Annotated in this window: 24 protein-coding genes; 22 read left to right on the top strand and 2 right to left on the bottom strand. The window is 42.6% G+C overall.

Features of this window, described 5'->3' with window-relative positions; genetic code table 11:
* The first annotated feature begins 63 nt into the window (after positions 1-63).
* The 13 genes from E7Y33_RS04285 (at position 64) to E7Y33_RS04345 (ending at position 12,251) form a co-directional block, all read left to right on the top strand.
* Positions 64-930 (top strand): ABC transporter ATP-binding protein, encoded by an 867-nt coding sequence (locus tag E7Y33_RS04285; protein ID WP_084849985.1) that lies wholly within the window; start codon positions 64-66, stop codon positions 928-930.
* Positions 930-1,772 carry an ABC transporter permease gene (locus tag E7Y33_RS04290; protein ID WP_139689737.1) on the top strand — a complete coding sequence of 281 codons (843 nt, stop codon included), beginning with the start codon at positions 930-932 and terminating at the stop codon, positions 1,770-1,772. Before E7Y33_RS04285 ends, E7Y33_RS04290 begins: the two co-directional genes overlap by 1 nt.
* Before the next feature lie 18 nt (positions 1,773-1,790).
* A complete protein-coding gene (locus E7Y33_RS04295; protein ID WP_139689738.1) occupies positions 1,791-2,246 on the top strand; it encodes a LytTR family DNA-binding domain-containing protein in 456 nt (151 codons plus the stop codon).
* Between the two features lie 9 nt (positions 2,247-2,255).
* Positions 2,256-2,675 (top strand): DUF3021 domain-containing protein, encoded by a 420-nt coding sequence (locus E7Y33_RS04300; RefSeq protein WP_000825486.1) that lies wholly within the window; start codon positions 2,256-2,258, stop codon positions 2,673-2,675.
* Between the two features lie 94 nt (positions 2,676-2,769).
* Positions 2,770-3,465 carry a GNAT family N-acetyltransferase gene (locus E7Y33_RS04305; protein WP_139689739.1) on the top strand — a complete coding sequence of 232 codons (696 nt, stop codon included), beginning with the start codon at positions 2,770-2,772 and terminating at the stop codon, positions 3,463-3,465.
* A gap of 11 nt (positions 3,466-3,476) precedes the next feature.
* On the top strand, positions 3,477-3,893 hold the full coding sequence (locus tag E7Y33_RS04310; protein ID WP_139689740.1) for a GNAT family N-acetyltransferase: 417 nt from the start codon (positions 3,477-3,479) through the stop codon (positions 3,891-3,893).
* A gap of 381 nt (positions 3,894-4,274) precedes the next feature.
* Positions 4,275-5,276, top strand: a complete 1,002-nt coding sequence (gene ruvB, locus E7Y33_RS04315) for a Holliday junction branch migration DNA helicase RuvB (protein ID WP_139689741.1) — start codon at positions 4,275-4,277, stop codon at positions 5,274-5,276.
* Entirely contained in the window at positions 5,254-5,841 is a 588-nt protein-coding gene (locus tag E7Y33_RS04320; protein WP_139689742.1) for a nucleotidyltransferase family protein, read from the top strand. Before ruvB ends, E7Y33_RS04320 begins: the two co-directional genes overlap by 23 nt.
* 210 nt (positions 5,842-6,051) lie before the next feature.
* Entirely contained in the window at positions 6,052-6,810 is a 759-nt protein-coding gene (locus E7Y33_RS04325; protein ID WP_139689743.1) for an isoprenyl transferase, read from the top strand.
* Positions 6,811-6,818: 8 nt separating this feature from the next.
* On the top strand, positions 6,819-7,622 hold the full coding sequence (locus tag E7Y33_RS04330; RefSeq protein WP_139689744.1) for a phosphatidate cytidylyltransferase: 804 nt from the start codon (positions 6,819-6,821) through the stop codon (positions 7,620-7,622).
* Positions 7,623-7,638: 16 nt separating this feature from the next.
* Complete coding sequence (rseP, locus tag E7Y33_RS04335) at positions 7,639-8,895, top strand: RIP metalloprotease RseP (RefSeq protein ID WP_139689745.1); 1,257 nt, start codon at positions 7,639-7,641, stop codon at positions 8,893-8,895.
* A gap of 16 nt (positions 8,896-8,911) precedes the next feature.
* Positions 8,912-10,765: a proline--tRNA ligase gene (locus E7Y33_RS04340; RefSeq protein ID WP_049484749.1), complete on the top strand. Its 1,854-nt coding sequence runs from the start codon at positions 8,912-8,914 to the stop codon at positions 10,763-10,765.
* Between the two features lie 106 nt (positions 10,766-10,871).
* On the top strand, positions 10,872-12,251 hold the full coding sequence (locus E7Y33_RS04345) for a glycoside hydrolase family 1 protein (RefSeq protein WP_139689746.1): 1,380 nt from the start codon (positions 10,872-10,874) through the stop codon (positions 12,249-12,251).
* 38 nt (positions 12,252-12,289) lie between these two features.
* Here the strand turns inward: E7Y33_RS04345 and E7Y33_RS04350 are convergent, their stop codons facing one another.
* The gene (locus tag E7Y33_RS04350) at positions 12,290-12,703 is read right to left on the bottom strand and encodes an EamA family transporter (protein ID WP_125457156.1); all 414 of its coding nucleotides are present in this window, start codon (positions 12,701-12,703) and stop codon (positions 12,290-12,292) included.
* Between the two features lie 216 nt (positions 12,704-12,919).
* On the opposite strand from E7Y33_RS04350, the gene glmS reads away from it, so the two are divergent.
* Complete coding sequence (gene glmS, locus E7Y33_RS04355) at positions 12,920-14,728, top strand: glutamine--fructose-6-phosphate transaminase (isomerizing) (RefSeq protein ID WP_139689768.1); 1,809 nt, start codon at positions 12,920-12,922, stop codon at positions 14,726-14,728.
* A 111-nt stretch (positions 14,729-14,839) separates the two neighbouring features.
* Entirely contained in the window at positions 14,840-15,892 is a 1,053-nt protein-coding gene (locus tag E7Y33_RS04360; protein WP_139689747.1) for an LLM class flavin-dependent oxidoreductase, read from the top strand.
* Positions 15,893-16,121: 229 nt separating this feature from the next.
* Here the strand turns inward: E7Y33_RS04360 and E7Y33_RS04365 are convergent, their stop codons facing one another.
* Positions 16,122-16,979 (bottom strand): 5'-nucleotidase, lipoprotein e(P4) family, encoded by an 858-nt coding sequence (locus E7Y33_RS04365; RefSeq protein ID WP_139689748.1) that lies wholly within the window; start codon positions 16,977-16,979, stop codon positions 16,122-16,124.
* Positions 16,980-17,346: 367 nt separating this feature from the next.
* Between E7Y33_RS04365 and E7Y33_RS04370 the strand changes: the two genes are divergently transcribed.
* The 7 genes from E7Y33_RS04370 to E7Y33_RS04400 are packed head-to-tail and all read left to right on the top strand — an operon-like array spanning position 17,347 to position 22,682.
* The gene (locus E7Y33_RS04370; RefSeq protein WP_139689749.1) at positions 17,347-18,351 is read left to right on the top strand and encodes a uroporphyrinogen decarboxylase family protein; all 1,005 of its coding nucleotides are present in this window, start codon (positions 17,347-17,349) and stop codon (positions 18,349-18,351) included.
* Positions 18,352-18,362: 11 nt separating this feature from the next.
* The gene (locus E7Y33_RS04375) at positions 18,363-18,566 is read left to right on the top strand and encodes a hypothetical protein (protein WP_000837737.1); all 204 of its coding nucleotides are present in this window, start codon (positions 18,363-18,365) and stop codon (positions 18,564-18,566) included.
* 2 nt (positions 18,567-18,568) lie between these two features.
* Positions 18,569-19,567, top strand: a complete 999-nt coding sequence (locus E7Y33_RS04380; protein WP_139689750.1) for a uroporphyrinogen decarboxylase family protein — start codon at positions 18,569-18,571, stop codon at positions 19,565-19,567.
* Between the two features lie 11 nt (positions 19,568-19,578).
* Entirely contained in the window at positions 19,579-20,457 is an 879-nt protein-coding gene (locus E7Y33_RS04385; RefSeq protein WP_139689751.1) for a transporter substrate-binding domain-containing protein, read from the top strand.
* A gap of 32 nt (positions 20,458-20,489) precedes the next feature.
* Complete coding sequence (locus E7Y33_RS04390; protein WP_000255460.1) at positions 20,490-21,182, top strand: amino acid ABC transporter permease; 693 nt, start codon at positions 20,490-20,492, stop codon at positions 21,180-21,182.
* A 3-nt stretch (positions 21,183-21,185) separates the two neighbouring features.
* The gene (locus E7Y33_RS04395; protein ID WP_139689752.1) at positions 21,186-21,908 is read left to right on the top strand and encodes an amino acid ABC transporter permease; all 723 of its coding nucleotides are present in this window, start codon (positions 21,186-21,188) and stop codon (positions 21,906-21,908) included.
* Positions 21,909-21,917: 9 nt separating this feature from the next.
* Entirely contained in the window at positions 21,918-22,682 is a 765-nt protein-coding gene (locus tag E7Y33_RS04400; RefSeq protein ID WP_139689753.1) for an amino acid ABC transporter ATP-binding protein, read from the top strand.
* The last annotated feature ends 169 nt before the right edge of the window (positions 22,683-22,851 follow it).

Consider the following 22,851-nt stretch of genomic DNA (forward strand, 5'->3'; position numbering starts at 1 on the left):
TCAAAAGTCGATTTTTCTTTCATTCTTTTTGTTAAACTAGTGTGGTTAAGAGGAGGAAAAAATATGATTTTACAAGCTAAACATTTGACTAAACGGTATGGCAATCATATGGCTGTCGACGATATCCAGTTAGAGTTTGAAAAAGGAAGTTTCAATGCTATTTTGGGACCCAATGGTGCAGGGAAATCAACCACCATTTCCATGTTAATCGGTTTGAAAAAGCCGACACAAGGTCAGATTCGATATGCGCCAAATACGAAAATCGGAGTTGTTTTTCAAGCTAGTGTACTGGATGAGATGTTGACGGTTAGGGAAAATCTCACGATTCGTGCTCAACAGTATAAGGAGATTGCGGAAAGTCGTGTGGATGATTTGATTCATCAACTGGGTTTGACGGCTTTCCAGAAACAACTATATGGGACTTTGTCAGGTGGGCAAAAACGTCGGGTTGATATTGCGCGTGCTCTCCTTTCGCGACCAGATATTCTTTTCTTGGATGAACCAACGACAGGTCTTGATATTCAGACTCGCAAATCCATCTGGGATCTACTGTATCGACTACAAAAGGATGAAGGGATGACTATTATCTTAACGACTCATTATCTGGATGAAGCAGATGAAGCGGATCAGATCTATATTGTTGATCATGGGAAAGTGATTGCGCAAGGTTCTGCGACTGCTATTAAAAGTCAGTATGCATCTAATATCCTAAAAATTCGTTTTAAGGAAATGAAGGATCTAGAAAAATTGCGACAGACTGGAATGACAGTCGAGGAAGAAAATGAGATGGAATATCTTTTTTATCCAAGGACGTCACAGGAGGCCATTGAATATTTGGCAAAAGTTCGAGAAGAAATTGATTCTTTTGAGTTTCGTCCGGGTACTATGGATGATGCCTTTATTGCACTTACAGGAAGAGAGGTTCGCTAATGTTAGCTTTATTGAAACGGAATTTTATCTTATATTTTCGTAATCGTTCGGGAGTATTTTTCTCATTATTGGGGGCATTGATTTCCTTCCTCCTTTATATCATTTTTTTGCAGAAGAACTTGACGGATGCTTGGTCTCAACTCCCTGATAATACGAACCTTTTAAACAACTGGCTGATGGGTGGGACCTTGGCTGTGACTGGGATTACAACCAGTTTTACGGCTCTTACACAAATGGTACAGGATCGTGAAAATCAAGTAGATCAAGATCTCTTCTTGACAGATTTAGGTAGCTGGGGCTTACAGGCGTCCTATCTAATCAGCAGTATTATCATTTCTTTTGTCATGCAGGTGTTTATGTTTGCTGTTATGAGCCTTTATTTTAAAGAAAGTCCAGTTATCAGTCATTTACCGGAAATCGCTTTGATTATGTTATTAAGCAGTCTGATTTCAAGTTTGGTAAATGTTCTCTTGATTTACCGTTTTCAATCTGTAGATAGCCTTGGAAAACTGGCAACTATAGTGGGGACTGCTTCTGGATTTTTAGTAGGAACTTATGTCCCTATTGGAGTATTACCTGATTTTGCACAGATTATCATGAAGTGTACCCCTGCAACTTATATTGCTTCTCTCTATCGACAAGTCTTAATGAAAGAGCCATTAGAGACCACATTTACAGGAAATAGCGGTCTGTTACAGGAATTTCAAGAAAAAATGGGAATCCAAATCAACTGGCAAGAACTATTGACAAAGGAAGAAACATACTTTATAGTGGTTATTATCAGTCTCGTCGCTATTCTTCTTTGGCTTTTATTTGTTAAAGTGTTTAGCAAGAGAAAATAAAGATGTATTGGAGAGAAAATGAAGATTCGTTTTGAAATGAAGACAGAGTTTTCAGAAAAAGACCCACACATTATAATTCAGGCAGCTCAGTTAACTGACCAAGCAAGAGAAGTCATGGAGTATTTAGAACAATTTTCAACGACCAATCAGGTGGTCATTCCTATTCGAACAGATGATCATCTGGTTATGGTGAAAATTGAGGATCTTATTCTAGCAGATATCGATAAGAATTTGTTGACCATTTATACGGTAGATGGGATTTATAAAACTAAGGAAACATTGACGAACTTTCAGAATCGAATTAATCGACGTAACTTTATACAGATATCGCGTCATTCAATTATAAACATTGACCATTTAGAGTCATTATCGGATAGCTTTTCAGGGAACATGATGGCTAAGATGACTCGGGGTATCAAATCGAGTGTGAGTCGGAAATACGTTAAGTCCTTAATGGATTATCTAGGTTTATAGGAGAAAATCATGAAGCGATTGATTGCTTATTTTGTATCGGGAATGCGGACGGCCTCCTTTGTTTATTTGAGTTTGGTGTTATTGGCGCAGTTTTATTCAGGTATTACCTATCCTGCACCAACGACAAAAAATATTCTAGCTTTGTTTTTGATGAGTGGAATTATGGGGGTATTGACCTTAATCCTTGAAAGGCTAGAGTTTCTTGCTTATAGTATGCGTGTAGGAGTTCATTTGTTAGCGACAGCTACTATTTTAGTATTGACCTACTTATTTTTTGGCTGGGGTTCAGCATTGTTGAGTCCCTTGCTTTGGTTCTTTTTCTTGTTGATTTATGGACTGATATGGTTGTACCAGATCTGGCAAACTCACAAGCTCACCCAACGAATTAATCAAGCCTTAGAAGATAAAAGAAAGAAAACGAATCACTAATGTAGTGTTGAGGATGAGGTTTGAGGAGAGTGCTAGTTTCCATATAGAGCAAATTATGATATAGTATTTTCAGCCTAAAACAAGGAGAAAAACGATGCCAGTAAATGAATATGGTCAGATGATTGGTGAGTCAATGGAAGGTTATACACCAGGTGAACTGCCTTCTATTGATTTCTTAGAAGGGCGTTATGCTCGAATCGAGGCTCTTTCCGTGGAAAAGCATGCGGAGGATTTATTAGCTGTTTATGGTCCAGATACTCCGCGGGAGATGTGGACCTACCTTTTTCAGGAACCAGTGGCGGATATGGAGGAGCTGGTTGCCGTTTTAAATCAGATGTTGGCTCGTAAGGATCGTTTTTACTATGCAATCTTGGATAGGGAGACGGGTAAGGCCTTGGGCACCTTTTCGCTTATGAGAATCGACCAAAATAATCGTGTCATTGAAGTGGGTGCTGTCACTTTTTCCCCAGAGCTCAGGGGAACACGAATAGGAACCGAAGCCCAGTATCTCCTAGCTCGTTATGTTTTTGAGGAGCTTAACTATCGTCGCTACGAGTGGAAATGCGATGCTCTAAATCTGCCATCCAGACGAGCTGCGGAACGTTTGGGCTTTGTCTATGAAGGAACCTTCCGTCAGGCTGTCGTTTATAAGGGGCGAACTAGAGATACGGATTGGCTGGCTATGATTGATAAGGACTGGCCTCAAGTCAAAACCGGTTTGGAAGCATGGTTGCGTCCTGAAAATTTTGATAAAAATGGGCGGCAGTACAAGAGTTTGAGAGAACTCTAAGAGGTGATGACATGATTAGCGTTAGAAAGCAAGAAGTTGTCAAGTTAGAAGATGTTTTGCATCTCTATCAGGCAGTCGGTTGGACAAACTATACACATCAACCCCAAATGCTGGAGAAGTCCTTGTCTCACTCACTAGCAATTTACCTGGCACTTGATGGTGATGCTGTTGTGGGCTTGGTTCGTTTGGTCGGAGATGGCTTTTCATCGGTTTTTGTTCAGGATTTGATCGTTTTGCCTAGTTATCAGCGCCAAGGAATTGGCAGCGCCTTGGTGAAAGAGGCTTTAGGGGATTACAAAGATGCCTATCAAATTCAACTGGTGACAGATCAAACAGAGAAAAATTTGGGATTCTACCGTTCACTGGGTTTTGAAACCTTATCTACTTATGATTGCACAGGGATGATTTGGCTAGATCGAAAAAAATAAAATAATTATTTTTTTCTTAAGTAAAGTTTAAGTATCCTCGTGTATTATATAGTTATTAGATAAAGACCTCCTAACTTTATTTAATGAAATCCCAAACTTTTCTTTTTCATCATAATCTCCTAAAGAAGTCACCCAATCAGGTGGCTTTTTGTTGTTTGAGAAAAAAATTCCATTTGGGGAAAATTAAAAAAAATGATCAATCATAGAAAAAGTTAAGTTAGCTTTAAGATTCATCTTGTATTATATAATCATTAAATAAAGACCTCCTAACTTTATTTAATGAAATCCTAAACTTTTCTTTTTCATAATAATCTCCCTAAAGAAGCCACCCAATCAGGTGGCTTTTTTGTTTGTGGCTTGGATTTTTGATATAATAGAGCCATGAGTAGAATTTTAGATAATGAAATCATGGGGGATGAGGAGTTGGTAGAACGTACCCTCCGTCCTCAGTATTTACGTGAATATATTGGGCAGGATAAGGTCAAGGACCAACTTCAAATATTTATCGAAGCAGCGAAGATGCGTGATGAGGCGCTGGACCATGTTCTTTTGTTTGGCCCTCCAGGACTTGGGAAAACAACTATGGCTTTTGTCATTGCCAATGAACTGGGAGTCAATCTCAAGCAAACTTCTGGTCCTGTCATTGAAAAAGCAGGTGACTTGGTAGCGATTTTGAATGACTTGGAGCCGGGAGATGTGCTCTTTATTGATGAGATTCATCGCTTGCCCATGTCGGTAGAAGAGGTGCTTTACAGTGCCATGGAAGACTTCTACATTGACATTATGATTGGTGCAGGGGAAGGTAGTCGCAGTGTCCATTTGGACTTGCCACCTTTTACCTTAATTGGTGCGACGACCCGTGCGGGTATGCTTTCTAATCCTTTGAGAGCACGTTTCGGGATCACAGGTCATATGGAATACTACGCCCACGCTGATTTGACAGAGATTGTTGAGCGGACGGCAGATATTTTTGAGATGGAAATCACCCATGAGGCAGCTGCTGAGCTGGCCTTGCGTAGTCGGGGAACTCCTCGTATTGCCAATCGTCTCCTCAAGCGCGTGCGCGACTTCGCCCAGATTATGGGCGATGGATTGATTGATGATGTCATTACTGATAAGGCCTTGACCATGCTGGATGTAGACCATGAAGGGTTAGACTATGTGGACCAAAAAATCCTTCGCACCATGATTGAGATGTACGGTGGCGGTCCTGTCGGTCTAGGAACTCTGTCTGTTAATATTGCCGAGGAGCGTGAGACGGTGGAGGATATGTACGAGCCCTACCTCATCCAGAAAGGCTTTATTATGCGAACACGGTCTGGACGGGTCGCGACAGCTAAGGCCTACGAGCATTTGGGCTATGAGTATAATGAAAAAAAATAAACAAGAAATCCTAGATAGTGTTAGAGAAAATCCTGATATGATGGCTATTCTGACCATCATCCGTAACCTTGGTCTGCAAGACTCGTGGTTGGCTGCAGGTTCGGTCCGAAATTTTATCTGGAATCTCTTGTCCGATAAACCAGTTTTTGACCGTGAAACAGATGTAGATGTGATTTTCTTTGATCCAGCTATCTCTTACGAAGATACGTTGGTTATAGAGAGTAAGCTGAAAGAGGATTTCCCCCAGTATCAATGGGAGTTGAAAAATCAGGTCTATATGCATCTGCACAGTCCCCACACTGTGCCTTACACGAGTTCTTGTGATGCCATGAGTAAGTATCCAGAACGATGTACGGCGATAGGACTCCGCTTGCATGCCGACGCAACTTTGGAGCTCTTTGCGCCTTATGGTATAGGGGATATTCTGAACTTTCAGGTTTCCCCAACTCCTCATTTTTTAGAGAATGAGGACCGAATGAAGCTCTATCAAGAACGCTTGTCCAAGAAAAATTGGCAAGAAAAATGGAAAAATCTCACTTTTTCAAAAAACTTAAGAAAAATTTAAGTTAGGGACGGTATACTAGGTCCATAAGTTAAGAGGAACTTAACTTAAACTCCTAAAACTTTTTCATAATAATCTCCCTATAAAATTAAGTCGCCCAATCAGGCGGCTTATTTTTTGTCTATCTGCAAGCAGGGGCAGTAACTTAGCAATAGAAGAAAATAGGGAAATATGGTATAATAAAACGATAGATTTTTGAATAGGAATATGATCATGTTTGGATTTTTTAAGAAAGATAAAGCTGTAGAAGTTGAGGTTCCAACACAGGTTCCTGCTCATATTGGTATCATCATGGATGGGAATGGCCGCTGGGCTAAAAAACGGATGCAACCACGGGTTTTTGGTCATAAGGCGGGGATGGAAGCCCTCCAAAAGGTGACCAAGGCAGCTAACAAGATGGGAGTTAAGGTCATCACGGTTTATGCCTTTTCAACGGAAAATTGGACACGCCCAGATCAAGAAGTCAAGTTTATCATGAACTTGCCCGTTGAGTTTTATGACAACTACGTCCCTGAATTGCACGCAAATAACGTTAAGATTCAGATGATTGGGGAGACAGACCGTCTGCCTAAGCCGACTTTTGAAGCTTTGAAAAAAGCAGAGGAGTTGACTAAGAACAATATGGGCTTGATTCTCAATTTTGCGCTTAACTATGGTGGTCGTGCTGAAATCACACAGGCCCTTAAGAGCTTGGCTCAGGAAGTTCTAGATGCCAAAATCAACCCTGGTGATATCACAGAAGATATTATTGGGGACTATCTTTTCACGCAACACCTGCCAAAGGATTTGCGAGATCCGGACTTGATTATTCGTACGAGTGGTGAGTTGCGTTTAAGTAATTTCTTGCCATGGCAAGCAGCCTATAGTGAGCTTTACTTTACGGATACCTTGTGGCCTGATTTTGATGAAGCAGCCTTGCAGGAAGCTATTGCTGCTTTTAACCATCGCAATCGCCGTTTTGGAGGAGTTTAGGAGAAGATATGACCAAGGATTTACAAAAGAGAACATTGTTTGCGGTATTGGCCCTGGCAATTTTCCTTCCAGTCTTGTTTGCGGGAGGGCTCTTGTTGCAGATAGGGATTGGCTTGTTAGCGATGCTAGGCGTCCATGAACTCTTGCACATGAAGGGGCTAAAGACTATGACCATTGAGGGCACTTTGACTCTTTTTGCGACCTTCGCTCTCACAGTCCCTTTAGAAAACTACCTAACTTTTTTGCCTGTTGATGGGAATGTGGTTGCCTACAGTGTTTTGATTACCATAATGCTAGGGACGACCGTTTTCAGTAAAAACTATACGATTGAAGATGCCGCTTTTCCAATTGCTGTGAGTTTTTATGTTGGTTTTGGCTTCAATGCCTTACTAGATGCTCGGGTGGCAGGTTTTGATAAGGTCCTTCTGGCTCTTTTTATCGTTTGGGCGACAGATAGCGCAGCCTACCTGACAGGGATGAATTTTGGTAAACATAAGTTGGCTCCGAGAGTTTCTCCTAATAAGAGTATTGAGGGCTTTGTCGGGGGCATTCTAGGTGCGGTACTGATAACAGTGATTTTCATGTTAGTGGATAGCACAGTTGCTCTTCCTTATGGGATTTATAGAATGAGCCTCTTTGCTGCCTTCTTCAGTGTGGCAGGTCAGTTTGGTGACTTAATTGAGAGTGCTATGAAACGCCATTTCGGTGTCAAGGATTCAGGGAAATTTATCCCGGGGCATGGTGGTGTGTTGGATCGTTTTGACAGTATGCTGATTGTGTTTCCAATGATGCACTTATTTGGCCTGTTTTGAAAGAAAGGAATATTGAATGATTGGATTGCTAACCTTTATCCTCGTTTTTGGGATTATTGTGGTGGTGCATGAGTTTGGACATTTTTATTTTGCCAAGAAATCGGGCATTCTAGTTCGTGAATTTGCCATTGGTATGGGGCCCAAGATTTTTTCCCATATCGGTAAGGATGGCACTGCTTATACCATTCGAATCCTTCCTCTAGGAGGCTATGTTCGTATGGCAGGCTGGGGTGATGATGCGACAGAAATCAAGACAGGAACTCCAGTCAGTTTAACACTTGCTGATGATGGTAAGGTCAAACGGATCAACCTATCAGGGAAGAAACTGGATCAAACGGCTCTTCCTATGCAGGTAACCCAGTTTGACTTTGAAGACAAGCTCTTTATTAAGGGTTTGGTCCTGGAAGAAGAAAAGACTTTTACAGTGGATCATGATGCAACGGTTGTTGAAGAAGACGGAACCGAAGTGCGCATCGCTCCTTTGGATGTACAGTATCAAAATGCTTCTATCTGGGGCAAGCTCATCACCAACTTTGCAGGTCCCATGAATAACTTTATCTTAGGAGTTGTTGTTTTTTGGATCTTGATCTTTTTGCAAGGCGGTGTTAGAGATACTCAGACAAATCTCTTTCATGTCATGCCAGAGGGAGCTTTGGCTAAGGTAGGTGTAGCTGAGACCGCTCAAATTACCAAGGTCGGCTCGCATGAGGTTAAGAATTGGCAAGACTTGACCCAGGCTGTGGAAGCAGATACCAAGGACAAGACAGCCCCGACCTTGGATGTGACCATTTCTGAAAATGGTAGCGAAAAACAAGTCACTGTGACGCCAGAAGAAAATCAAGGACGTTATATTTTAGGTGTTCAACCGGGGATCAAGTCAGACTTTCTATCCATGTTTGTTGGTGGATTTACGACAGCTGCTGACTCGGGGCTCCGTATCCTTTCGGCTCTGAAAAACTTGATTTTCCATCCAGATTTGAACAAACTCGGTGGTCCCGTTGCCATTTTTAAGGCAAGTAGCGATGCTGCTAAAAATGGAATTGAGAACGTCCTCTACTTCCTAGCTATGATTTCTATTAATATCGGGATTTTTAATTTGATTCCGATCCCGGCTTTGGATGGTGGAAAGATTGTGCTCAATATCCTAGAGGCTATCCGCCGGAAACCCCTTAAACAAGAAATTGAAACCTATGTCACCATGGCTGGTGTAGTTATCATGGTTGTTTTGATGCTAGCTGTGACCTGGAATGACATTATGCGACTCTTCTTTTAGATAATCGAGGAATATTATGAAACAAAGTAAAATGCTAATCCCAACGCTTCGCGAAATGCCAAGCGATGCTCAAGTTATCAGCCACGCCCTTATGTTGCGTGCTGGTTATGTTCGTCAAGTTTCTGCTGGTGTTTATTCTTACCTACCACTCGCTAACCGTGTGATTGAAAAGGCTAAGAATATCATGCGCCAAGAGTTTGATAAGATTGGTGCTGTTGAGATGTTGGCTCCTGCCCTTCTCAGTGCCGATCTCTGGCGCGAATCAGGTCGTTATGAAACCTATGGTGAAGACCTTTATAAACTGAAAAACCGTGAAAAGTCAGACTTTATCCTAGGTCCGACACACGAAGAAACTTTTACAGCTATTGTTCGTGACTCTGTGAAATCTTACAAGCAATTGCCACTTAACCTTTACCAAATCCAACCGAAATACCGTGATGAAAAACGTCCACGTAACGGCCTTCTCCGTACACGTGAGTTTATCATGAAAGATGGTTATAGTTTCCATGCTAATTACGATAGTTTGGATGTGACTTATGATGAGTACAAGGCAGCTTACGAGCGTATCTTTACTCGCAGTGGCTTGGACTTTAAAGCTATCATTGGTGACGGTGGAGCTATGGGTGGTAAGGATAGCCAAGAATTTATGGCCATCACTCCTGCTCGTACAGATCTTAGTCGATGGGTGGTCTTGGACAAGTCAGTTGCATCATTTGATGAAATTCCTGCAGAAGTCCAAGAAGAAATCAAGGCGGAATTGCTCAAATGGATGGTTTCTGGTGAGGATACCATTGCTTACTCAAGTGAGTCTAGCTATGCAGCTAACTTAGAAATGGCAACAAACGAGTACAAACCAAGCAACCGTGTCGTTGCGGAAGAAGAAGTGACTCGCGTCGAAACTCCAGGTGTTAAATCCATCGATGAAGTGGCAGCCTTCCTAAATGTCCCAGAAGAACAAACAATCAAAACCCTCTTCTACATGGCAGATGGTGAGCTTGTTGCAGCCCTTCTAGTTGGAAATGACCAGCTTAACGAAGTCAAGTTGAAAAACCACTTGGGAGCAGATTTCTTTGACGTTGCGAGCGAAGAAGAAGTAGCAAGTGTCGTCCCAGCAGGATTTGGTTCACTTGGTCCAGTTGGTTTGCCAGAAAATGTGAAAATCATTGCAGACCGTAAGGTGCAAGATGTTCGCAATGCTGTTGTAGGGGCTAACGAAGATGGCTACCACTTGACAGGTGTGAACCCAGGTCGTGACTTTACTGCAGAATATGTGGATATCCGCGAAGTGCGTGAGGGTGAAATTTCACCAGACGGACAAGGTGTCCTAAACTTTGCGCGTGGTATCGAGATCGGTCATATTTTCAAACTCGGAACTCGCTACTCAGCAAGTATGGGTGCAGATGTTTTGGATGAAAATGGTCGTGCTGTGCCAATCATCATGGGATGTTACGGTATCGGTGTTAGCCGTCTCCTCTCAGCAGTTATGGAGCAACACGCTCGCCTCTTTGTCAATAAAACACCAAAAGGTGAATACCGTTACGCTTGGGGAGTTAACTTCCCTAAAGAATTGGCACCATTTGATGTGCATTTGATTACTGTCAATGTCAAGGACGAAGAAGCGCAAGCCTTGACAGAAAAGCTTGAAGCAAGCTTGATGGGAGCTGGTTACGAAGTCTTGACGGATGACCGTAACGAACGTGTCGGTGTTAAATTCAGCGATAGCGACTTGATTGGTCTTCCAATCCGTATCACTGTTGGGAAAAAAGCAGCTGATGGCATCGTAGAAGTTAAGATCAAGGCGACTGGTGACACAATCGAAGTTCATGCAGACAACTTGCTCGAAACCCTTGAAATTCTAAGCAAGAAATAAAAACTATAATCAGAAGAAAAACAAGGCAAAAATGTAACTAGTTTTTACCTTGTTTTTTCTATATAATGAGAGTGAAGAATACATAATCAAGTTAAGAGGTATAACAATGTTAAAATTTCCAAAGGATTTTGTCTGGGGTTCCTCTACTTCTGGACCACAGACAGAAGGTCGTGTACCTGGTGACAGAAAGGGAGACAATCTCTGGGATTATTGGTACCAAGTAGAGCCTAATCGCTACTACAATGGAATTGGACCTGACAAAACATCGACTTTTTACGAAAACTGGGAAAAGGATATTGAGCTTTTGGTAGAGACTGGGCATACAGCCTTCCGAACTTCTATCCAGTGGTCTCGACTTTTCCCGCAAGGCCGTGGAGAGGTCAATCCTCAAGGTGTGGCTTTCTACCGTCAGGTATTTGAAGGGATTAAGGCTAAGGGGATTCGCCTTTTGGTCAATCTCTATCACTTTGACCTTCCTTTTGCTCTGCAAGAAGATGGGGATGGTTGGGAAAATAAAGCAACTATCAAAGCTTACGAAGACTATGCGCGTTTCTGTTTTGAGACCTACGGTGACTTGGTAGACCAATGGATTACCTTCAATGAACCCATCGTACCTGTAGAGTTTGGTTATTTTTATGATGCCCATTATCCTCATAAGGTGGATGCCAAAGCTGCGGTTCAGGTAGCTTATAATACTCAACTGGCTAGTAGTCTTGCGGTGAAGGCCTGTCATGAGGTCCTGCCTGATTCCAAGATTGGGATTGTCCTCAACTTGACACCAGCCTATCCACGTAGCCAGCATCCCGCGGATGTCAAGGCTGCTCGCATTGCCGACCTCTTCCAAGCCCAATCTTTCCTAGACCCGTCTGTCTTGGGAGCTTATCCAGAAGAGTTAGTAGAGACTTTAGCAGAGCATGATTTGCTGCCAGAGTACACTGTTGAAGAGTTAGAACTCATTCGCGAGAATACAGTTGATTTCCTTGGAGTCAATTACTACCAACCTTTGCGCGTTATGGCGCCGCGTTTTGCTAAACATCCAGACAGTCCCCTCTTGCCAGAACATTTCTATGAGCCTTACGTCATGCCAGGCCGTAAAATCAATCCTCATCGCGGTTGGGAAATCTACGAGCAGGGGATTTATGATATCGCTCAAAACATCAAGGAAAATTATGGCAATATCGAGTGGATGTTGACAGAGAATGGCATGGGTGTTGAGGGTGAAGATAAATTCCGTGAGAATGGCATGATTCGAGACGACTATCGTATCGACTTTGTCAAAGGTCATCTTCGTGAACTACACCGTGCGATTGAAGATGGAGCAAACTGTCAAGGATACTTAATCTGGACCTTTATTGATTGCTGGTCATGGCTCAATAGCTATAAAAACCGCTACGGTCTAGTTGAGCTTGACTTGGAAACGCAGGAACGTCGCCTGAAGAAATCAGGCCACTGGTTCAAGGAACTCAGCGACCATAATGGATTTTAAGAATAAAAAGAGTGAGATGGTGTTCATCTCACTTTTTACTATAATATCATCACCAAGGTCCCAATCGTAATCAGGATACAGCCAATAATTGTTTTAAACGTCAGGATATCTTGTAGAAAGAAAAAGGCTAGAACGAGGGTAATGACGAGACTGAATTTATCGACAGCAGATACCTCAGTTGCATTGCCCAGCTGCAAGGCCTTGTAGTAGCAGAGCCAAGAGGCGCCAGTGGCCAAACCAGATAAGATGAGAAAGAGCCAACTTTTTCTACTGATATTGACAATTTCGGTCTGACTATTGGTCAAGAAAACCATGGCCCAGGCCATAAGAATGACGACGACCGTACGAATAGCGGTTGCTAGATTGGATGGAACTCCCTCAATTCCAATCTTGGCTAAAATTGACGTTAAGGCTGCAAAGATAGCTGATAAAAGTGCGAAGAAAAACCACATGGCAAATACCTCCTCTTTTTATTATAAGTAATTGATGCTGACTTGTCAGGTATCAAGTGAAATCTTGATAAAACACCAGATAGAAAAAACTATACCAATTTTTATCCTTGACAAGTGAGAAAAACAAGTATATACTGTTTTTGCTGATTCTGTAAAGTGAGAATTAGACTATACCAATTTAAGGAGAAAGCACAGCTGGTCTGTGTCGTATATACTATGTGTGGAATTGTTGGTGTTGTTGGAAACACAAATGCAACTGATATTTTGATTCAAGGGCTTGAAAAGCTCGAATACCGTGGCTATGATTCTGCGGGGATTTTTGTCCTAGGTGGTGCTGAAAATCATCTAGTCAAGGCTGTCGGTCGTATCGCAGAATTGTCTGCTAAGACGGCTGGTGTTGAGGGGACAACTGGTATCGGACATACTCGTTGGGCAACTCACGGGAAACCAACGGAAGACAATGCTCACCCACACCGCTCTGAGACTGGACGTTTTGTCTTGGTGCACAATGGAGTGATTGAAAACTACCTTGAAATCAAGGAAGAATATCTTGCAGGTCACCACTTCAAGGGGCAAACAGATACGGAAATTGCCGTTCACTTGATTGGAAAATTTGTGGAAGAAGATGGCTTGTCAGTTCTTGAAGCCTTCAAAAAAGCTCTTCACATCATCCGTGGTTCTTATGCCTTTGCCTTGATTGACTCTGAAAATCCAGATGTTATCTATGTAGCGAAGAATAAATCTCCACTTTTGATTGGTCTTGGGGAAGGCTATAACATGGTCTGTTCAGATGCCATGGCTATGATTCGTGAAACCAACCAATACATGGAAATTCATGACCAAGAGTTGGTAATCGTCAAGGCTGATAGTGTTGAAGTTCAAGACTATGATGGTAATCGCCGTGAGCGTGCTAGCTACACTGCTGAGCTAGACTTGTCAGATATCGGTAAGGGGACTTATCCTTACTACATGCTCAAGGAAATCGATGAGCAACCAACGGTGATGCGTAAACTCATCCAAGCCTACACAGATGAGGCGGGTCAAGTTGTCGTTGACCCAGCTATTATCAAGGCTGTTCAAGAGGCGGATCGCATCTACATCCTTGCGGCTGGGACATCTTACCACGCAGGATTTGCTTCTAAGAAAATGCTGGAAGAATTAACGGATACACCAGTAGAACTTGGAATCTCATCTGAGTGGGGCTATGGTATGCCACTTCTCAGCAAAAAACCACTCTTCATCTTTATCAGTCAGTCTGGTGAAACAGCGGATAGCCGTCAGGTTTTGGTCAAGGCTAATGAAATGGGCATTCCAAGCTTGACAGTGACAAACGTGCCAGGTTCAACTCTTTCACGTGAAGCCAACCATACCATGCTTCTTCACGCGGGTCCTGAAATTGCCGTAGCATCAACCAAGGCCTACACAGCACAAATCGCAGCCCTTGCCTTCCTTGCAAAAGCAGTCGGAGAAGCAAACGGCAATGCCAAAGCGCAAGCCTTTGACCTGGTTCATGAGTTGTCAATCGTAGCTCAGTCTATCGAATCAACCCTTTCTGAAAAAGAAACCATTGATGCCAAGGTTCGTGACCTTCTTGAAACAACTCGTAACGCCTTTTACATCGGACGTGGTCAAGACTACTATGTAGCCATGGAAGCGAGTCTCAAACTCAAAGAGATTTCTTACATCCAGTGTGAAGGCTTTGCGGCAGGAGAACTCAAGCACGGAACCATTGCCTTGATTGAAGAAGGAACGCCTGTCTTGGCCCTCTTGTCAGATCCAGTCCTTGCTAACCACACTCGTGGAAATATCCAAGAGGTCGCAGCCCGTGGTGCTAAGGTACTTACAATCGCAGAAGAAAATGTTGCCAAAGAGACAGACGATATCGTTCTTACGACTGTCCACCCTTACCTCTCACCAATCTCAATGGTCGTACCAACGCAATTGGTCGCTTACTTTGCAACCCTCCACCGTGGACTCGATGTGGACAAACCACGTAACCTTGCCAAGTCAGTAACAGTAGAATAAGCTAAGAAAGTCTAGTTCATCTAGGCTTTTTCTAATGAGCAAATGTATTGAAAATAAAACTAATTAGTGATAAAATACCCTGAAAACTAAAAGAGATAGCGAGGAAACAGGATGGTAGAATTAGGAATTTCAACATTTGGTGAAACAACAGCTTTAGAAGCGACTGGGCAGATTTACAGTCAAGATGAACGTATTCGTCAGTTGGTGGCAGAAATTGAGCTGGCTGATAAGGTTGGTTTGGATGTGTACGGAATTGGGGAGCATCATCGGGAGGACTTTGCGGTATCGGCGCCAGAGATTGTTCTTGCAGCTGGTGCAGTCAATACCAAGAAAATCCGTTTGACCAGTGCAGTCAGCATTCTCTCGAGTATGGATCCGATTCGTTTGTTCCAACAATATGCTACTATCGATGCTTTGTCAAATGGACGTGCGGAGATTATGGCTGGGCGTGGTTCATTCACCGAGTCTTTCCCACTGTTTGGCTATGACTTGAAAGACTATGAAGCTCTCTTTAATGAGAAATTAGACATGCTCCAGTTAGTCAATGAAAAGACCAAGATAGACTGGCAGGGGCAATTGACTCAAAGCATTGCTGGAAAAGAAGTTTATCCCCGTCCAGTTCAGGGGAAATTGCCATTGTGGGTGGCGACAGGTGGTCATGTAGAGTCAACAGTGAAGATTGCTCGGGCGGGGCTGCCGATTGTCTATGCTATTATTGGTGGCAATCCGCGTTATTTTAAAAAGCTGATTCAAGCTTATCGTGAGATTGGAAGGGAAACCGGTCATGCTGAAAAAGACCTGAAAGTGGGCGCTCATTCTTGGGGCTGGATTGCTGAAGATGGCGAGCAGGCTGTCAAAGATTATTTCCATCCGACCAAACAAGTGGTGGATGCGATTTCCAAGGACCGTCCACACTGGCAGGAGTTGACCTATGAGCAATATTCGGAGCAAGTTGGGCCAAATGGAGCCATGTTTGTAGGAAATCCAGATCAGGTGGCAGAAAAATTGATTCGCATGATTGAGGATTTAGACTTGGACCGTTTCATGCTCCATCTACCGCTTGGTTCCATGCCTCATGATCAAGTTCTGAGAGCTATTGAGCTCTTTGGCACGCAAGTGGCGCCCAAAGTACGTTCTTGCTTTGCCATGAAAGAGGGGTTATAAAAAATTCAATCAGTTGAGTCGATTGGTGAGGAACACCCATGGATTCAGCAACAGGTGGAAGTGGTACAAGGGGTAGAGCATACTATCTAGTGGAATATATACTAGTTTATACCAAGTACAAGATAAAATAGTAAAAAAGACGATTTCCGATTGGAAATCGTCTTTTTTTGATATTCTCGCAAATACGATATCTTGTAGTTGGTGTAAACTGGTATATAGCTCCCTTATTTTATTTATCAAAACCTTGTAAGTTTTTTTGGCGCTCTTCAGTTTGACCCTTGGCATCCAATTTATTACCATTGTAAACAGTGCTTTCCCATGATCCGTACATTGGGTTAGGGAAAATGATGAATTTCTCACCAAACTCTTTTTGTAATTCCTCTAATTTTTGGTCGCGCTCAGTTTCAGAGGTCTTTGAAAACTCTGCAAAGTCCACAAGATTGTCTCCTAGTAGCATGACTAAGTTGGTTTTTTCTTGGACTGCTTGTCTACGACCTTCTTTAGATTTGACGCCTTTTTCTAAGAACATGAGATGATCGCGGCTTTGTACAGGGATTCCTTCATTTTCTAGGTTTTTGATCGTATCATCTACCTGATCTATCGTGCGGTCAGATACATAGTAAATTTGGACACCGTTTTGGTCTGCAAATTGGAGAAAGTCTTTAGCACCTGGTACAGCCTTGGCTGCGGCTTTTTTTACCCAGACATCCCAGTTTTCTGGGGTAAATGCTGTTCCATCTTTGACATTTTGCGCTTGATAAGGGCTATTGTCTAATACAGTTTCGTCCAAGTCCAAAACGATAGAGTAGGGTTTATCTGTCTGTGTTTTTAGTAGTTCTTTCAAACGATCAGTAGCGACATTGTAACCTTGTAGATAGAGTGCCTTGGTTTCAGCTGCTTTTTGATACCAAAGAGTTGACATAGTGTTCTCTCTTGAACGCAACTGATCATAGGTCATGGTAACCTGATTGTCAGATGTACTACTTTGTGTTGTCTGTGAATTTGCCGAATTTGTGCCACAGCCAGTCAGTAAAATGACGGAAGCAAGTGTAGAAGCAATTGCAATGGTAACTTTGGATATTTTCATAATCCCATCCTCCTAATAATAGTCTATTAATATTGTAGCGTTTTCATGGGATTTGTGCAAGGAAATATCGAGAGAAAATAAATTTTTCAGTAGTAATTCGGTATTAGGATAAGATTATGTACTTAATTTGGGAATGAAGATGGATATAAAAAAATTCAATCGGCTTGATAGAAAATCTATATCAGCTTCTTTTTGGAAAATAGATGAAAATAAAGTGAATCTTTGAAAGGCTAGTAACATCAAGCTTTTCAGGGATTTTTTTCTTTATGGATATAAAAATTTCCAATCGAGTTGATAGTCAATATATATTGGGAAAAGGGGAAAAGGAGTGGTAAGATGGTTTCAATCCAAATGGAAGGAGAAAGGTATGGCAAGTAAAAGAGATCTAGTCTTTAGAGCGATTCGAGGCGATGAAGTGGAAAGAGTTCCTGTCGGATTTTGGTTTCATTTTGTAACACTCGAAGAAAAGGGGCGGGGATTAAATAATCCACGTATCTTTCAAAAAAGTGTTGATGGGCATCGCAACTATGTGGAAAGGATTCGTCCTGATTTTGTCAAAATTATGAGTGACGGTTTTTTCCTTTATCCAAGTAATGTCTATAATCCTAAGATTGCAAGTATTCAGGAGCTGACTTCTATTGAGTCGATTGGTGAGGAACACCCATGGATTCAGCAACAGGTGGAAGTGGTACAAGCGATTCGAGAGACCTTTACCGAAGAGATTGCTTCTTTCTACAATATCTTTTCACCGATCTCCTACCTCAAGCGCTGGTTCCGTACAGAAACTTCTCGAGGAGATAAGGAAGTGGCTGACCTATTGCTTGAAAATCCTGAGCAATTCAGAGCGATTCTAGATGTGATTGCAGGAGATATTGCTATCCTAACTCAGAAAATCATCCAGCAAGGAGGTGTTGACGGAATTTACCTCAGCACCCAGCAAATTCAAGATGAGCGCATCACATCAGCACTCTACCAAACCTATATCGAACCGAGCAATATAGCGATTTTGGAGGTAGCTAATCAGGTGGGTGGGACCAATATCCTCCATATCTGTGGTTTTGAAGGTGCGAGCAATGATGTGACGATATTTAAGGACTATCCGGCTCAAGTGGTCAACTGGGCGACCCACCATGAGGATGTTAGTTTGACACAGGGTCAAGAGTTGTTTACAGGCAAGGCCGTTTTAGGTGGATTTGAAAATGGCAAGAAAAGCTTGCTTTACCAAGGTTCCAAGGCGGAATTGCAAGATGAAACAAGGCGGTTGCTGGCTGAAGCTGGTAGTAAAGGCGTTCTTCTGGGAGCTGACTGTACTGTTCCAGATGACTTTGACTTAGAGAGGTTGGACTGGATTCGGCAGGCAGCTGTTCTCTAAAAGGAGGAGCTATGAAAAGTAAAAGATGGGGAATCTTCATTGCAGTTGTCGGTTTGCTGGCCTTGGTTGCCATAAGCGTCGTAAAAAATGGGCACTGCAAAAATGGAGAGAGATGTCGTGGAGTTCAGGATTTTTCCAAGTCCAGTCTCCCCTTTCTACGCTCGAATGATATCGCAAGCAGTTTATTAGTTGAAAAAGTAAGAAATGGAGAATAAGAATGTCAGAAAAAAGAGAATGGGTTTTAAAAGCGTTTAGAGGTGAGAAAGTTGATCGTGTGCCAGTAGGCTTTTGGCACCATTTCACATCCGAAGACGAATGGCTACACGGTTTCTCAAATCCAGCCATTATCGAGAAGAATATTGAGGGCCATAAGCGCTTTATCCGAGAAGTTCAGCCAGACTTTATCAAAGTCATGAGTGATGGCTACTTTGCTTATCCAAATCCAGCGATTGCCAAAGAAAAGTCACTTCAAGAATTGGCGACCATTCAACCACTTGGATCAGATCACGCTTGGATAAAAGAGCAGGTGGACTTGGTTAAGAAAATCAAGCAAGAGTTTACAGAAGATATCGTTGCGATTTACAATATTTTTGCTCCTGTGACCTATCTCAAGTGGTTGCTTGGGGAAGTGTCTGGTGGGGATGACCTCATTGCAGATTTTCTGGTGGAAGATCCTGAAGCCCTTAAGAAGGTGTTGGATGTGATTGCAGAAGATATTGCGAGTCTCAGTCGAGCTGTCATCGAAGAGGCTGGTGCTGACGGAATCTACCTCAGCGTGCAGAGTATCCAAGATCAACGAGTGTCGGCAGCAGAGTATCAAGCTGTCATTGCACCTAGCGAGATAACTGTTCTGGAAGCGGCTAGTGCGGTTGGTGGCGTCACTGTTCTTCATATCTGTGGCTACGAGGGGGCGCGAAATGATATTCACCTTTTTGCAGACTATTCAGCCCAAGTCTTTAACTGGGCTGTAGGACCAGAGGGAATCACTCTCAAGGAAGGTTGTGAGATTTTCAAGGGACGTACGGTTCTTGGAGGATTCGAAAATGGCAAGACAGGCATACTGTATACTGGTGGCAAGGATGCCATTCAGGCTGAGGCAAAGAAACTAGTTGCAGAAGCTGGGGAACAGGGCTTGGTACTTGGGGCAGATTGTACCATTCCAAGTGATATCGCAGTTGAACGTATCCAGTGGGTGAGAGAAGCGCTTGAAAACTAAAGGAGAAAAAGATGAGTAAAAAAGCATGGATTATCGGTGGTGTAGCAGTTGTTGCAGTAATTGGGGCGACGATTATCGGGAGAAGTTTAGCTGGCGCTCCAGTCAAGGAGGGAGAAACGGCTTCGTCTGCTGAAGTCATAACCTTGAAGGTTGCCCATACACAAAACTACGTACCTTATGACTTCGTCAATGAAAAAGGGGAATCAGATGGTTATGAAGTAGCTGTTTTGAAGGCTGTTGATGAGAAGTTGGCAAACTATCAATTTGAATATACGGGTACCAGTGATGATGACCTCTTGATTGGTCTGGAATCAGGTAAGTATGACATCGGAACCAAGGGAGCTTGGTACACAGATGAACGAGCTAAAAAGTTTGTCATTCCATCTGAACCAGTCGGAGCGAGCATCATCGGATTTACTGTCAGAAAAGAAGATGAACAGAAATACAAAACCATTGATGACTTTGCTAAGAATAAAGGGAAATTGGTTCCTATCTCTCCACAGAATGCTCAATGGAATGTCATCACCAGCTACAATGAAAAACATCAGGATGCACCGATTGAGCTAACAGCAGCTGAATCCTTTAAAGTGGCAGATGCCTATGCCTGGGTCTTAGAAGGACGTTATGACGCCTTCTTTGATATCAAACTGTCCTTTGAAAAAGCAGTTACTGCAGAAGATGGACCTTACCACCAATATGCGGATAAACTCAGCTGGTTCCCATACAAGGGCATTCCAACTTATCCCTTGATTCACCGTGATGAAAAGGGTGAGAAATTCGCTAAAGAATACGAAAAAACAATCAAAGAGTTGAAAGAAGATGGCACGCTTGCTAAGCTATCTCAGCAATACTTCAAAGAAGATGTCTTTAGTTACGTAGACAAAGACTAGACCAGAAATTCCAAGACTAGAAAGGGTTTTGCATGGTTTCTTATGATTTTTCCAAGGTCTTTCAGTTTTTACCGACCTTATGGCAGGCACTTCCTATGACCTTGTCCATTCTCTTTTTTACCACTCTTCTTGGTTCCCTTTTTGGAGGTCTCTTGGCCTGGGCGCAAGTAGGAGAAGACAAGAGTTTTGCAGCGATTTCCAAAGGCTATATCTTTACCCTTCGTTGTACACCGCCGATTGTCTTACTTTTTCTAGTCTTTTATGGTTTGCCAGAATTTCTGAAATGGTGGCTTGGTTTAGATATCAACAACTGGTCTAAAACTATTTTTGTTCTCCTGACGATGATTCTCTTGTTTGCCGCTATTGTTGCCGAGGTTTTCAAGGCGGCCTATCAAGCTATTCCAAAGGGGCAGACAGAGGCCGGACTTAGTATTGGTTTGACTCCAAGTCAGACTTTTTGGAGAATCATTTTTCCTCAAGCTTTTCAAGTTGCTCTTCCCAATATAACAACCGCTATTCTCAATCTCATGCGGGATGCTGCCTTGGCTTATACGATTGGTTTCGTTGATGTCATGGGGGCAGGCAATCTCTTGATCAGTCGCAATTTAGGGAACTACTCTCTGGAAACCTATACGGCAGTTGCGCTTCTTTACTGGGGAATTGCCTTAGTTATTTCTAGCTTGAGTCGTTTGCTTGAGAAGTCTTTGGAAACAAAAGGGAGGTAAGAAATGGATATAGACTATATTGTAAAGACCTTTCTGGAGACCTTGAAGGGTGTGCCAATCACCTTGATTATCATGATTGTGGCTATGGTCTTAAGTTTTTTACCAGCTCTATTTTTAGCCTTGGGGCAGATTTACAAGGTTCGAGGTGTGAGGAGTTTTTCTCTGGTCTATCTGGCCTTTATCCGAGCGACTCCTCCGATTTTATTGATTCTCTTCTTTTATAGTTTGTTTCCAAGTTTGCTGAATCAATTTCTCAAAAGCATAGGAAGTGACTTTGATATTTTCAAGCTTGATCCTCTCTATTATGCCTTCATCATTTATAGTTTGATGACAGTCGGGAGTTTATCGGAGATTTTGCGTTCAGCGATCTTGACGGTGAACAAGGGACAACTAGAGGCAGCGCATGCGATTGGGCTGACTACGACCCAGGCCTATCTAAGGATTGTTTTTCCTCAAGCCTTGCGCTCAGCCTTGCCTAACTTGGCCAATCTGGTGATCAATATCGTCAAAGGGACCTCCCTGGTCTTTGTTATGACTATCAAGGATATCACTGCTATTGCCCGTGTTGAAGCCTCCTACGGCTACCAGTATTTTGAATCTTATTTTGTGATCTTTTTGCAGTATATTTTGATCTGTGGTTTGATTCAGTGGGGCTTCTCCCTACTGGAGAAAGGCTATGTGAAAAAAGAAAAGAGGGCAAAAACATCTAGCGCACGTTTTGTATAGGAGGACAGGATGTTACAAGTAGAACATATCGCAAAAACATTTGGAGAGAGGCAGGTCTTGGAGGATATCAATCTCCAGGTTAACCAAGGGGATGTCGTCGTTATCTTAGGACCATCAGGTTCGGGGAAAACGACCTTTCTCCGTTGTCTCAACCACTTAGAAAAAGCTGACAGTGGCCGTTTGACCTTGGCAGGAAAAACTTATGACTTGGCCAAATTAAGCAAGAAAGATATTCTAGAAATTCGCCAAAAAACAGCCTTTGTTTTCCAACACTACAATCTCTTTGCAAACAAAACTGCTCTGGAAAATATTCTAGAAGGTCTAATCGTCGCTCGTAAAGTTTCCAAGGAAGAAGCGCTCAAACGTGCAGAATCTGCCTTAGAAAAAGTTGGTTTACTGGCCTACAAAGACTACTACCCTTCACAACTATCTGGAGGACAACAACAACGAATAGGAATTGCGCGTGCCATTGCCGTCAAGCCCGAGGTCATTTTGCTAGATGAACCAACATCTGCACTAGACCCTGAGTTGGTTGGAGATGTTTTGGATGTTCTGAAACAGTTGGCGGGAGAAGGTGTGACCATGGTGGTCGTCACACATGAGATGGGATTTGCTAGAGATGTCGCTAACCACGTTGTTTTTATGGATGGAGGCCGTATCGTAGAGGAGAACAATCCCCACGATTTCTTTAGTCGTCCACAAGAAGAACGTACCAAGCAGTTCCTGGCTCGTATCTTATCAGATGCCACCTATAGCGTAGAATATATGATTTGATAGATAAGTGTATCATAAAAACAACACCCCATTGGCTAGAAGAGTCTTCTAATCATGGGGTGTTTTTCTATAGGAGGGCTAGTTTATACTCTTCGAAAATCTCTTTAAACCTCGTCAGCTTCGCCTTGTCGTACTCGAGTAAAGCCTGCGATTAGCTTCCTAGTTTACC

Origin of the sequence: Streptococcus oralis (assembly GCF_006175905.1) — a bacterium.
Classification (GTDB): domain Bacteria; phylum Bacillota; class Bacilli; order Lactobacillales; family Streptococcaceae; genus Streptococcus; species Streptococcus oralis_BG.

Coding starts and splice junctions, on each gene's coding strand:
- E7Y33_RS04285 (WP_084849985.1), top strand. CDS start 64: ATGATTTTACAAGCTAAACATTTGACTAAACGGTATGGCAATCATATG.
- E7Y33_RS04290 (WP_139689737.1), top strand. CDS start 930: ATGTTAGCTTTATTGAAACGGAATTTTATCTTATATTTTCGTAATCGT.
- E7Y33_RS04295 (WP_139689738.1), top strand. CDS start 1,791: ATGAAGATTCGTTTTGAAATGAAGACAGAGTTTTCAGAAAAAGACCCA.
- E7Y33_RS04300 (WP_000825486.1), top strand. CDS start 2,256: ATGAAGCGATTGATTGCTTATTTTGTATCGGGAATGCGGACGGCCTCC.
- E7Y33_RS04305 (WP_139689739.1), top strand. CDS start 2,770: ATGCCAGTAAATGAATATGGTCAGATGATTGGTGAGTCAATGGAAGGT.
- E7Y33_RS04310 (WP_139689740.1), top strand. CDS start 3,477: ATGATTAGCGTTAGAAAGCAAGAAGTTGTCAAGTTAGAAGATGTTTTG.
- ruvB (WP_139689741.1), top strand. CDS start 4,275: ATGAGTAGAATTTTAGATAATGAAATCATGGGGGATGAGGAGTTGGTA.
- E7Y33_RS04320 (WP_139689742.1), top strand. CDS start 5,254: ATGAGTATAATGAAAAAAAATAAACAAGAAATCCTAGATAGTGTTAGA.
- E7Y33_RS04325 (WP_139689743.1), top strand. CDS start 6,052: ATGTTTGGATTTTTTAAGAAAGATAAAGCTGTAGAAGTTGAGGTTCCA.
- E7Y33_RS04330 (WP_139689744.1), top strand. CDS start 6,819: ATGACCAAGGATTTACAAAAGAGAACATTGTTTGCGGTATTGGCCCTG.
- rseP (WP_139689745.1), top strand. CDS start 7,639: ATGATTGGATTGCTAACCTTTATCCTCGTTTTTGGGATTATTGTGGTG.
- E7Y33_RS04340 (WP_049484749.1), top strand. CDS start 8,912: ATGAAACAAAGTAAAATGCTAATCCCAACGCTTCGCGAAATGCCAAGC.
- E7Y33_RS04345 (WP_139689746.1), top strand. CDS start 10,872: ATGTTAAAATTTCCAAAGGATTTTGTCTGGGGTTCCTCTACTTCTGGA.
- E7Y33_RS04350 (WP_125457156.1), bottom strand. CDS start 12,703: ATGTGGTTTTTCTTCGCACTTTTATCAGCTATCTTTGCAGCCTTAACG.
- glmS (WP_139689768.1), top strand. CDS start 12,920: ATGTGTGGAATTGTTGGTGTTGTTGGAAACACAAATGCAACTGATATT.
- E7Y33_RS04360 (WP_139689747.1), top strand. CDS start 14,840: ATGGTAGAATTAGGAATTTCAACATTTGGTGAAACAACAGCTTTAGAA.
- E7Y33_RS04365 (WP_139689748.1), bottom strand. CDS start 16,979: ATGAAAATATCCAAAGTTACCATTGCAATTGCTTCTACACTTGCTTCC.
- E7Y33_RS04370 (WP_139689749.1), top strand. CDS start 17,347: ATGGCAAGTAAAAGAGATCTAGTCTTTAGAGCGATTCGAGGCGATGAA.
- E7Y33_RS04375 (WP_000837737.1), top strand. CDS start 18,363: ATGAAAAGTAAAAGATGGGGAATCTTCATTGCAGTTGTCGGTTTGCTG.
- E7Y33_RS04380 (WP_139689750.1), top strand. CDS start 18,569: ATGTCAGAAAAAAGAGAATGGGTTTTAAAAGCGTTTAGAGGTGAGAAA.
- E7Y33_RS04385 (WP_139689751.1), top strand. CDS start 19,579: ATGAGTAAAAAAGCATGGATTATCGGTGGTGTAGCAGTTGTTGCAGTA.
- E7Y33_RS04390 (WP_000255460.1), top strand. CDS start 20,490: ATGGTTTCTTATGATTTTTCCAAGGTCTTTCAGTTTTTACCGACCTTA.
- E7Y33_RS04395 (WP_139689752.1), top strand. CDS start 21,186: ATGGATATAGACTATATTGTAAAGACCTTTCTGGAGACCTTGAAGGGT.
- E7Y33_RS04400 (WP_139689753.1), top strand. CDS start 21,918: ATGTTACAAGTAGAACATATCGCAAAAACATTTGGAGAGAGGCAGGTC.